Source organism: Bifidobacterium sp. ESL1118 (assembly GCF_058505595.1).
In genome coordinates this window covers 281,019-293,033 of record NZ_CP196371.1, presented here as the reverse complement: position 1 = coordinate 293,033, position 12,015 = coordinate 281,019, and the positions used below count along the sequence as shown (strand labels likewise).

At 55.0% G+C, this 12,015-nt stretch carries 9 protein-coding genes; all 9 read right to left on the bottom strand.

Translation table 11 applies throughout. The features are described from left to right. Positions 1-22: 22 nt before the first annotated feature. The 9 genes from ACSYSS_RS01070 to ACSYSS_RS01030 all read right to left on the bottom strand — a co-directional run bounded on the left by ACSYSS_RS01070 (position 23) and on the right by ACSYSS_RS01030 (position 11,935). Positions 23-2,323, bottom strand: coding sequence for a beta-galactosidase (locus ACSYSS_RS01070; RefSeq protein WP_491703689.1), 2,301 nt, complete (start codon positions 2,321-2,323; stop codon positions 23-25). Position 2,324: 1 nt separating this feature from the next. Further along, positions 2,325-3,158, bottom strand: a complete 834-nt coding sequence (locus ACSYSS_RS01065) for a carbohydrate ABC transporter permease (RefSeq protein WP_491703688.1) — start codon at positions 3,156-3,158, stop codon at positions 2,325-2,327. Further along, positions 3,155-4,087, bottom strand: a complete 933-nt coding sequence (locus ACSYSS_RS01060) for a carbohydrate ABC transporter permease (RefSeq protein WP_491703687.1) — start codon at positions 4,085-4,087, stop codon at positions 3,155-3,157. Before ACSYSS_RS01060 ends, ACSYSS_RS01065 begins: the two co-directional genes overlap by 4 nt. Positions 4,088-4,129: 42 nt before the next feature. Continuing rightward, a complete protein-coding gene (locus tag ACSYSS_RS01055; RefSeq protein ID WP_491703686.1) occupies positions 4,130-5,383 on the bottom strand; it encodes an ABC transporter substrate-binding protein in 1,254 nt (417 codons plus the stop codon). A gap of 240 nt (positions 5,384-5,623) precedes the next feature. After that, positions 5,624-6,673: a LacI family DNA-binding transcriptional regulator gene (locus tag ACSYSS_RS01050; RefSeq protein WP_491703685.1), complete on the bottom strand. Its 1,050-nt coding sequence runs from the start codon at positions 6,671-6,673 to the stop codon at positions 5,624-5,626. 517 nt (positions 6,674-7,190) lie between these two features. After that, complete coding sequence (gene gltX, locus ACSYSS_RS01045; RefSeq protein ID WP_491704310.1) at positions 7,191-8,756, bottom strand: glutamate--tRNA ligase; 1,566 nt, start codon at positions 8,754-8,756, stop codon at positions 7,191-7,193. Between the two features lie 41 nt (positions 8,757-8,797). After that, positions 8,798-10,120, bottom strand: a complete 1,323-nt coding sequence (locus ACSYSS_RS01040) for an ABC transporter substrate-binding protein (RefSeq protein ID WP_491703684.1) — start codon at positions 10,118-10,120, stop codon at positions 8,798-8,800. Next, on the bottom strand, positions 10,120-11,013 hold the full coding sequence (locus ACSYSS_RS01035) for a carbohydrate ABC transporter permease (protein WP_491703683.1): 894 nt from the start codon (positions 11,011-11,013) through the stop codon (positions 10,120-10,122). The genes ACSYSS_RS01040 and ACSYSS_RS01035 overlap by 1 nt, the downstream gene beginning before the upstream one ends. Further along, on the bottom strand, positions 11,003-11,935 hold the full coding sequence (locus ACSYSS_RS01030) for a carbohydrate ABC transporter permease (protein WP_491703682.1): 933 nt from the start codon (positions 11,933-11,935) through the stop codon (positions 11,003-11,005). Before ACSYSS_RS01030 ends, ACSYSS_RS01035 begins: the two co-directional genes overlap by 11 nt. Positions 11,936-12,015: the final 80 nt, after the last annotated feature.

The following is a 12,015-nucleotide window of genomic DNA, read 5'->3' as shown; positions in this document are numbered from 1 at the left end:
AACAATCAACCGTGCATCAGGCCTACTGCGCGATTTTGAAATCAGCCTCATACACAGGTTGGACATCGACACTATACAACGCAGCCATTTCGCTCTCCGAACTTTCCATACGAGCCGCCATTGCGGAGTCGACCTGCACGCTCGCCCCCTTACGTATCGGGCTTATGGTCAGCACGAGCCTGTTTCGGTTGTCATGCAGCAATGCGACGTATTCCTTGAGCCCGACCTCCCAAGTATCGCCATTGACGAAGTTGTCGTCAATCAGTGTGGAGCCGACCCAAAGCCAGCCCACATCCCCCTGATAGCGAATCTTGAGACGCACATCCTTCACACCTTCATGATCGAAGCAATCGTCAGGCAGATCGATGCAATATCGAGTGCTCGACATCTTCGTCACAACAGCATCAAGATGCGCCTGCGGATACACAACGCTCTGCCGATCGACAAAACCCTCAGGATACGTCGTGAGGCCTATTTCGTTGCCCGTGGACTCCACTGCCACCATCCCGCAATTGACATAGGCCGCAGGAGCGTCGCCGGACAGTGAAATGTCATCCATGCGCACCCCAACGTCCGTCTGCGTTGGATTGGAATGGGCGAACACCAACGCTTCCCCATTCACCTGCGTCATAGAATCGGCCAACGCCCTGCTCATTATGACGATCTCCACCTTGCCGAGCTTCGAAGTCCGATTGAAATGCTCAAAACTCGACTCAGCAGATATATGGCGCACCGAGCCATCCGCAAATTCCATCCAACAATCATCCATGCCTTCAGGACGCATGAACACAAACGTGCGGTAAGAGGCACCAGGCCGTTGCAACACCGTGACCGGCTGGACAGTGGCCGCTTTGAGCAGCACCCCGTCCATGTCCATATTGAACGGAAGAATGCAGTTCTCCCCTGCAGCAAGGCCCAGGCCATCAAACCGAACGCCGGAACCGTCCGAAAGCTTGATCTCGATGGATTGACCATGCTGGTCGCGCAAGGCCATATGGTCCTGGAAATTATTGATGAACACGAACCCTCGGACACCGTCGGTCCTCACGCTCCAACGCAGTGTCGAGACATCAGAGGGATCGATGGCCGCCTGATGCGGAGGCAGGGCCACCCCGAACGGCGTGAAGTCATCGCCAAAGGCAGCAGAGAAATAATGCAGCACCTTCAAACGCCTATAGGATTCGCGCATCTGCCCGAACTCGCCAAGAGCCGCCTGAAAATCATAGGAGATTTTCGGTGTCTCACCCTCGTTGAGATACACACCGTCGCCGATTGGATTCGATCCACCTTGGTACATATAGTATCCAAGCACGTTGCAGCCCGAACCCATCTTCACATTCGCCATGGCATCCACCGACTTGAGCGGCAGCGAGAAGCGGTAATTATACGAATTGAACATGCCACCGCCCAACTCGCAACAAGCATAGGGCTTGACGTGCGGTGCATACGAAGGGGAGAATTCCTCACCGCGCGGGCAGTCGTCGGCGTGATAGTTCCTATAGATGTATTCGTCCGTGACTGGATGCTCGCCCCTTCCCCCGTAGAACAGCCACGGACGATAGGCATAGCCACCCCAAAGCGGGAGCACGTCATCGGGCACAGGCGAATTGCCCCAACCTGTAGCGGTATAAAAGGGAGCCGAAATACCCTCGTCCTCGGCTATGGAGCGCAAGGCATCCAGATACTTCTGTCCGTCATGTCCGCCAGGCATCCACTCGGCGGTGGTTCCCTCCGTGATGGCCCACGGCGCGGAAGAATGCATGTACTCATTGTCGAGTTGGACGGCAATGATGGGCCCACCATCCTTGAAATACAATCCGTCAAGTTGCTGGGCAATGTGATGGTACAGATCACGCACCTGATCGAGAAAACCCTGATCGCACGAACGCACCTCGTACGGCTTTCCATACAGCCAATCGGGCATGCCGCCATTGCGCACCTCACCATGGTCGAACGGGCCGATGCGGACGATGACCTTGAGACCATGCCGCTTGCAGAGCTGGACGAAACGACGCAAATTACGGCGCCCCGTGAAATCCCATATGCCTTCGCGTTCCTCATGATGGTTCCAAAACACGTAGGTCGACACCACGTTCACTCCGCCTGAAGCGATTTTAGCCAGCTGCTCATCCCATCTGGAGGGATCGAGTCGGGAATAGTGGCATTCGCCGCACACACCATAGTATGGCTTACCTGAAACGGTCATGTAATAATTCGTGAAATCGATGGTCCCGCCATCAGGGCCGCTCGCCCAATCGCCATTCACAATCGGGAACGGAGCTGCCTGCTCGGCTTTGAAACCAGTTAAATCAAGCGATTGCATATCAGCCTTTCACTGACCCAGCCACCAAACCGGAGACAATCCACTTTTGGCAGAACAGGAAGAAGACGAGTACAGGAATAAGAGCTATGGTCGTCACACACATGAACAGCGGCCAGTTCGTAGTGAACTGCCCCATGGCATTGAAGACCTGGAGTACGATGGTCTGCTTATCGACCGAAGAGATATAGATATTCGGCGTCATGAAATCATTCCATGTGGACATGGTCTGGAAAACGACGACAGTGATGAGAATCGGGCGAATCAGCGGAAGCACAATCGTCCAATAAATCCTCAAGGGGCTGGCACCATCCAGACGTGCCGCCTCGAACACTTCCATGGGCAGACTCGCCATGTATTGCACGATGAGGAAATAGCTAAATGTGGCGCCACTGGTGTAGAGCACAATAAGGCCCAGGAGCGTGTCAACCAATCCAAGCTGGGCTTCCATCTTGTACTGGGGAATGAGCAACGTCTGACCGGGAATGATGAACGAAAGCATCAAAAACACACCGATGGCCGCGGTGAACTTGCTCTTTTTGAGAATCATGCCATATGCCGCAAGCGAACCGAAGAACACTTCCAGACCCACACCGACCACAGTGACGATCAGTGTGTTCTTGAAGGATGAGAGCAGCGGAAGATTCTCCCAGGCATACTGATAGTTGGCGAACGACAGACTCTTCGGCAATCCGAAGGGATTAGCCATCATTTCACCGGAGGATTTGAACGTATTGACGACAATGACGTACAACGGCAATGCACAGATCAGCGTGATCACAATCATCACAATCGACCTGGTGGCAGAGCCCAAACGCTTTCTCATTTGCATGCTCATGACAGCCTCTTTCCAATTTGGGTGGTGACCACCTGTTGCAACAGCACCAGTACCAAGCAGCACAGGAAGAAAATCACACCGAGCGCCGAACCCAGTCCATATCTGCTGGAACCGATGCCTGTGGCAATAATCGACTGGGTGACTGTGTAGGTGGCATGGCCAGGACCGCCGCCAGATAGGGTGAACGGAAGATCGTAGACCTTGAGGCCTCCGGTGAGCAGCATGAACACACTGATACTGATGGCCGGAACCATCTGCGGCATGGTGATGTGGATGAACTGCTGGCGTGGGTTGGCGCCGTCCACCGATGCCTGCTCATACATATCCGTTGGTATACCTTGCAGATATGCCAGATACAGCGTGGCATGCCAGCCCACCTGCGACCATACGGCGATGACGATGACGCAAGCCCGCGCAAGGTTTGCGTTGGAGAGCCACGGCACCGGGGCAGCGCCGAATACGGAAAGCAGACGATTGAGCGCACCGGAATCCAACGGAGAGACGATATACTGCCAGACCAGCCCCAATACCGCCATCGACGGCACCGAGAAGAAGAAGAACATGGACCGGGCGAAGTTCCGACCGAAGAACTTGCGATTGAGCACCACTGCCAGAGGCAAAGCGAGCGCCGTAATCAGCACTGTGGTCACAATGGTGTAGAACAGCGTGAACCCGAGGCCGGCAAGCAGCGTCTGATCGGTGAACACCGTCTTATAGTTGCCCCAACCCACAAACTTGGCTGAGGAGAAGTCGTAACCCGAATAATCGGTGAAACTGTAGACGATGCTCTGCGCAAACGGCACAAGCACGATGACAACGAACACTGCAAGGACCGGGAGAAGAAATTCGAACGAAGTCATATTCTCCAAGAAGTTGCGGTGCCGACGCTCCTTACTGTGCCTTACCTCAACGTCAGACAACGATTCCATGGCTATCCTTTCCTAACGTGACCACACTGCTGGGCGGTATTGCTACTTCAGCGTCGCAATCTTGGCATCGAGGTTCTCAGCCGCCTGATCGGTGGTCTGCGCGCCGGATGCGACCTGCTGCAACTGCGCATAGGTCTCGGCACGCAGCACGGAACGACCGGAGGCAGGCCAGCCCAACGAATTCAGATACACGTTGCCGGACTTAATATACATGTCGTACGGCTCGGAGAATGTCTCATCGATCTTGGGTGTGTAGTTCTTGGTTGAAGGAATGAGGCCGAGACCACCCTGCACTGCCTGCAGGCCGTCTTTGGAAGAAAGATAAGTCAGGAACTTTTCAGCGTTCTCAAGCTTCTTGCCGGTGAGTTTTGCATTGATGGCATAGCCAGAATCGGCAGAACCCGGCGCAAACGGAGTATCACCTTCATGCAGCATGGGGATACGGCCGAACCCGAAGTTGATCTTGGCCTGCTTGAACGTGTTCACATCCCAATATCCGGAAGGCATGACTGCAAGACGACCCGAAGAGAACTCACTACGCACCTGGTCATCACCCAAGCCCGAAACCTCGGAACCCATCACACCGGAAGTGATCAACTTGTCCCATTGGGCATAATACTTGCCATACGTCTTCTTGAACGTGGTGGAACCATCGGAGATCTGCTGATCAATGGATTTGCTCGACTTCTTCGAATCATTGCCGATCCAAGCTTCAACGGGGGCTCCAAGCCCGGACTTGGGCTCAAGATAGGGCTTGGCCACGCCTGCAGCCTTGAGGTCTTTGAGCATCGTTAGGAATTCGTCCCAAGTAGCGGGAATTTCCTTATAACCAGCCTTGGCAAGCAAGTCCTTGTTATAGGCAAAGGCGTTGCACCAGGCCGAAACGGACATGGCATAGACCTTGCCATCCACGGAATACTGCGACTTGTTGGTATCGCCTATGACCTTCATGAACGACTCACCGGTGAGATCCTTGACGCTCTTGTTCTTCACCAGATCGTTGAGTTGTTCGGGCGGGGCCACGAAGACATCCGCAAGCTGACCGCCGGAGATGCGGGTCTGCAAGGTCTGCTGATATCCAGCCTGGGCACCGCTGGTAGTGCTGAATTTGATTTTGAGACCGGGATTCGCCTTCTGGAAGCCGTCGATGACCTTTTGATAGGTCTGCTGAGTGTTGTTGGCAAAGAACGTAATCTCACCGGCGTCATCCTTCTTGGAGGACCCACAGGCTGCGAATGGGGACAGCATAGCAACCGCAGCAGCAAAGGCCACAATCACCTTTGCACTTTTCTTCATTGAACACTTCATTGTAATCCTTCAGTCCTTCCTGCCTGACATCTACAACGTCAGAACCTTATTTCTTGCAATTGATACACCTGTAGAGCAATTGTAAACGTTATGATACTCCGCTGTACCTATCTGTCAATCTATTGACCAGGCACAGCGTTTCTCAAACCAGCAATAGGGCTATATGCCGCATTTGGCATCATCATCCGTAACGTCGAATCAACACACCAATCGGCTCAATACAGGATCCTAGGCTCTGGTCGTGGCACGGGCTATGACCCGCGATTGCGTCATCAAATGCGCAGGCGCCACGGTATCGCCACCAATCCGCTTGATGATGCGACTTACAGCGGTCTTCGCTATCCACGGAATGCAGGAATCCATTGTCGTCAACGGTGTCTGCAGATACGCGGATTCCTCGATGTTGTCAAAGCCTATGACCTGCACATCGTTGGGAACATTCATGCCATACAGCTGCAATTCAAACAATGCGCCCGTGGCGAGCTGATCGTTGAGCGCCACTAAACCATCGAAATGAATCCCCGATTCGAGCAGACGCTTCGTCGTCCTGGCACCTGATCCAATCGTCCAATCCTGATAGGTGACGCCTATACGTCGGCCATCCAACGCATATCCATGACGATCGCATTCCTCAATGATGCCACGCAGACGAAGATCGGCATTACGCTCCGTGGCCTTGCGCAGCTTCATCTCGTCATATGAATCACGAACACCTACCACCGCAATGTCTTTGCTACCCCGATCGAGAAGAAAATCCGCAGCACGAGCCGCAGCATCCACATCATCGATCGAAACATGATCGACCTTGCCCCACGTGTCCCTGGCCCCCACCGCCACTAGGGGGAAATCCACATCCAAATCCTGCGGCTTCATTGGCCCCACTTCACCCAATGAAAGAATCATCCCATCCGAAACGGTGACGTTAAAATCACGAATCACATCCCATATGCTTGTCCCCGACGCCTCGTCATAGGTGACAACATACACGGAATAATGCCGCCTACGTGCCTCCGCAATGACACAGTTCGCCAGCTCGGCAAGATAAGGTGGAGTAAGCGAGGGGACTGCAAGCGTGATAAACCCCGTATGACCTCGATTGAGATTGCGCGCAGCAACATTGACCTGGTAGCCAAGGTCCTGCACCGTATGTCTGACCCGTTCTCTGGTTTCATCAGTCATACGGCCGCTGTTGTTAATCACATTGGATGCCGTTTTGAGCGACACCCCTGCAGCCGATGCCACTTCACGGAGAGTCACGCGTTGTCTTCTAGCACCCATTTCGACTACACTCCTCCGCTTCCTTAGTGAACTGCTTTCATTTTAGATTACGACCGCATACAACCATCGATGGGTTCGAATAAAGAAGAATACACCATAACAAAGAGGAAAGGCGATGGACTGCGGTTGACATCACAGTGTCAGCCGCAGTCACTGTGATGGTTGTGCAACGACGCTTGGCAGCCTTTGCAGTCGGCCAAATGCACTACATGAGCCACGCCACGATACATAGTTTCGTTCAGAGGGAACTTTTCTCAAAGCAAACGTTACAATCACACTCATGAATGGCGGTAATGGCCATTCATAATTCCGGTCTCAATGATTCACTGAAAAAAGTGTCGCACCGCATGCAAGGTAGCATGTCGAAGTTGAATCCTGACTTTTATTTAGGTAGGAAGATTTTGAGCAATCCTTTGATAACAAAAATGGGAATGGCGGAATTCCGCCATTCCCGAAAACACAAATCTCATTGTACCGAGAAAAAATCCCTACCTAAAACTCAAGGGCAAATTTTCAGCTATTCAAGCTCGTCCAAATGCTCCTTGAGACCCTTCAGACGCGCAATGGTCAGATCCTTACCGATGATCTCCATAGATTCGAAGAGCGGCGGAGAGACACGACGGCCAGAAAGGGCCACGCGCACCGGGCCGTACGCCAGACGCGGCTTGTAGCCGCCCTCCTCCACAAGCGCCTTGTCAAGCAGATTGTGCAGCGACTCGGCCTTCCATTCGCCAGCGGCCTCGTCCACACCTTCAAGCGTCTCGATGGCCTTGGCGAGCACGTCGGCGGCGGAACCGTCCTTGAGCTGCTTTTTAATCTGCTTCTTGGCATCGTCCTCTGGAGCAATGTATTCGGCGCGGCTCAGCAGGCTGCCGACCATGCCGGAGACCTCACCAAGAAGACGCACGCGGGACTGCACCAGCGGTGCAGCGGCGGCGAGGATGCGGCGCTCGTCATCGGTGAGCGCGTCCCAGGAATCCGCCGAGACGACGCCATCGCGGTGCAAATACGGCACGGAACGGCTGATGAAGTCCTGCGGATCGAGCATACGGATGTGCTCGGCGTTGATGGCGGTGGCCTTGTCGATGTCGAAATGGGCTGGGTTGGCCTTCACGTCGCGGATGTCGAACTTCTGAACCATCTCATCCATGGAAAACACGTCGCGATCGGGGCCGATAGACCAGCCAAGCAGCGCTAGGTAATTGAGCAGACCCTCGGGAATGAAGCCGTTCTCGCGGTGCAGGAACAGGTTCGACTCCGGGTCGCGCTTGGAGAGCTTCTTCTTGCCCTTGCCCATGACGTACGGCATGTGGCCGAAGAGCGGCATCTGCTTGGCAATGCCAAGCTTGATAAGGTAACGGTAGAGCACCACCTGGCGGGGCGTGGAACTCAGCAGATCCTCGCCGCGAAGCACCACATTGATCCGCATCAACGCATCGTCCACCGGGTTGGTGAGCGTGTAAAGCGGGTCGCCGTTCGGGCGCACGATGACGTAGTCGGGCACAGAGCCGGCCTTGAACTCGATGCGGCCGCGAATGAGGTCGTCGAAGGCGATGTCCTCGTCGGGCATCTTCACTCGCAAGGCGGGCTTGCGGCCCTCGGCACGGAAGGCGGCCTTCTGCTCTTCGGTCAGGTTGCGGTCATAGCCGTCGTAGCCGAATTCCTTGGGACGACCGGCCTTCACGTTACGATCGGCAATCTCTTCGGATGTGGAGAAGGACTCATACGCATAACCGGCATCGAGCAGCTTCTGAGCCACGTCCTTATAAATGTCACCGCGCTCCGACTGCTTGTACGGACCATCGGGACCGCCCACGTTGATGCCCTCGTCCCAGTCGATGCCCAGCCAGTCGAGCGCCTCGAGGATTTGGTTGTAGCTCTCCTCCGTATCACGCACATTGTCGGTGTCTTCGATGCGGAAGACGAACGTGCCGTGCGTGTGCCGCGCCTCAGCCCAGTTGAACAGCGCGGTACGCACCATTCCCACGTGCGGGGTGCCCGTGGGCGAGGGGCAGAACCGAACTCGCACATCCTTGGGCAGTTCGGGCTTGGTGTCATTTTTTTCGGTGTTCTCACTACTCATTTCAGTCATGTCTCCATTGTGCCGCGAAACTCGGACGTGGCTCAAGACGAAAAATCAATCGATTCTTGCAGCTGGTCAATCATCGTTCGCGCAGCCTGCAATGGCGTGCTCTTCCCGAACACCACATTTTGCTCAAACCGCACGATGGTGGTGTCCAGGTCGGAGGCACCGCTGGGGGTGATGTCCGGAGCCTTGCCGGTCGTCGAACGAATCCGGTCAATGAAATTCAGCGAGGTTCGATCCGTGCCCTGAGCCGTGCGACTCAACCGTCTGCGAATGCCGTTATTGGCCGGGATGCCCCGCTCCGTGCCCAGAATCCTGCCCGCCTGCGGGTCATTGATCAGAAAATCGATGAGCATGGCGGCCTCCGCCGGATGCCGGCACTGCGAAGAGATGGCCCAATACATGCCGGCCTTCTGATACATCGACCGAGCCTCGCGATTGTCCTGTGGCAGCGGGACCAAAGTCATATTGGCATTGCCCGCAGCCTGAGCATACGGCGTGATTTGGGTCACCTGGGAAATCTGCATCGCCTGCTTTCCCTTGCCGAAATCGGTATCGTTGAGAGAAGCCGTGGTGTTTTCGCTCCAACGCTCCGAACTGCCGGAAATCCCATTCTTCACCCATGAGGCGGGAAGTGCGAGGAATGACGCAAGCGTCTTTGCGGAAATCGTAATCCTGTTGCCTGTGAATAGATTCTCACCGTGCTGTCGCGCCCACACCTGCAAGCCGAATCCGTTATTTGGCGCAATGGCACCGGTGATGCGGCCATGTGAACTACGACCCACCTGCCGGGCGAAATTCTCGAACTGACTCCACGTCCAGTGCGTGGTGTCGGGCAACGCCAAGCCAAGCCGCTTAAGAACATCCGTATTGACGATGACACCATACTGGGTGGTGGTCATCGGCACGGCAAACTGGCTTCCGTCCACCTGTCCAAGCTTCAGAACGGACGGATCGATGTCATCGGTCTTTAGATACCGCTTCACCTTCCCCAGATCGAACAACGAATCCATCGACCCATAGAATGCCAGATACAGCTCATCCATCTGCATCACATCCGGTGCATTGCCGCCCGCCGACTGCACAGCCAATCTGTCCCAATAGCCAGTCCAATCAGCGTACTGCACATCAACATGAACGCGCGGATGCCGCCGCTCAAAGAGATGAACGGCCTGCTGGGTCGCCTTGATACGGCTATCGCCACCCCACCAATCCAAGGTGAGGGTCACATCGCCGTCGGCGAGCGCAACTTTCGCATCACTCTGGCCCACCGAAGAGCCGCATCCGGCAACAGTAAGCACGAGAACACAGGAAACCACCAGCCCAATGCAGCGTTTCAGCATGCGCAACATCGATCTCATCACTTGCCTCCAGTGGTCGAGATTCCAGAGACCAGATATCTCTGCCCAAACAGGAACACCAAGAACAGCGGTATCAGGCTCAGCACGCTCATGGCCAGCATCGGCCCGTAGTCGGACTGGCTCTGGGCGTCGATGAAGTTGCGCAGCGCAATCGGCACGGTGTACATCTCCGGCTTGGTCAGGTAGAGCAACTGGCTGAAGAAGTCGTTCCAGGTCCAGATGAAGGTGAAGACAATGCAGGTACCCACCGCAGGCTTCATCAACGGTAGCAGGATACCAAAGAAAATCCGCACATGCCCCGCCCCGTCCAGCGTCGCCGCCTCATCGAGCTCACGCGGAAGGCCACGGATGAACTGATAGAACAGGAATGTGAAGAAACCGTCCATCGCCAGAAATTTCGGCACGATGAGCGGAACGAACGTGTTGATCAGATGCAAGGCGTTCCACATGATGTACTGCGGAATCGCCGTGACCTGGACGGGAATCATCAGCATCAACAGCATGAAGCCGAACAGCAGGCCCCGGAACCTGAAACGCAACCGTGCAAACGCATATGCAGCCATCGAGCAGGTCAACGTGTTGCCAATCACCGCAAAGACCACCAGAATAAACGAGTTGATGAAATACTTACTGAACGGATAACTCAGTGCATTCCATCCCTGCACATAGTTGCTCCACTTGAAATTCCTCGTCACAAGACCCATGTTGGTGAAAATGTCCGCATTCGAGCGCACCGAGCTCGCGACCATCCACAGTACGGGGTAGAGCATCACGACGGCCAGGATGAACACCAAGACCTGCTGCACCACGTGCAGGCAGCCCTTGAATACGGCAGACCGCCTGTTGGCGGCAAGAACCTTCGGCGATGCGCCACTATGAACATCAGTCATCATAATGCACCCACAGTTTCGAAAGGGCGAAGTTCAATATCGTCAGCACTGCGACGATCACAACGAGCACCCAGGCAAGGGCCGAAGCATACCCCATCCTCAGTGATGCGAATCCCTGCTGATAAAGATACAAGGCGTAGAACAACGTGGAATCGCTGGGACCTCCCGTTCCGTCGGAGACCACGTACGCCTGCGTGAACGTCTGGAACGAATTGATGACGCTCATGACCAGGTTGAAGAAAATGATCGGGCTGAGCGTGGGCAGCGTGATATGCCAGAACTTCATCCATCGCCCGGCTCCATCCACGCTGGCGGCTTCGTAGAGCTCACGTGGAATCTGGCGCAGACCGGCGAGAAAGACGATCATGGGCGAGCCGAACTGCCAGACATGAAGAACGACCAAGGTCCATCCCGCCGTGGATGGATTGCCGATCCACGACTGTGAGCTTGCAATGCCGAACAGCGACAGCAACGCATTGAACAGCCCCGACGAGCCGAACACCATCTTCCAGAGCACGGCCACAGCCACGGATCCCCCAAGCATTGAGGGCAGATAGAGCGCGGAACGATAGAAGGCGAGGCCTCTCATGCCCCGATTGAGCACCATCGCCAGAACAAGCGCGGCAAGCAGCTGCAGAGGAACCGAAACCACCACATAGCTGAACGTCACCTTGAGCGCCATGAAAAAGCGAGGATCCTTCAGCATATGTTCATAGTTTCGCAGGCCGACGAATTGCGGTTTGGTGATCATATTGTATTTGGTGAACGAAATCACCAGAGAGGCGATCATCGGCAATAGCGACAGAACAACCGCACCAATCAGCCACGGCGCAAGAAATCCAAAGGCGGCCTTGTTGTCCTTCGATTCCGGCTCGCTCCTTGAGCGTTTATGGAATAGGGCCTCCAGCTCGGAGATGGCGTTCATCAGCATCTTCCTTTCTCTGCTCCGGCACCATTGCCGGCACTATGCACATTCATCCCTGCATGTACACAATACAATCCAAT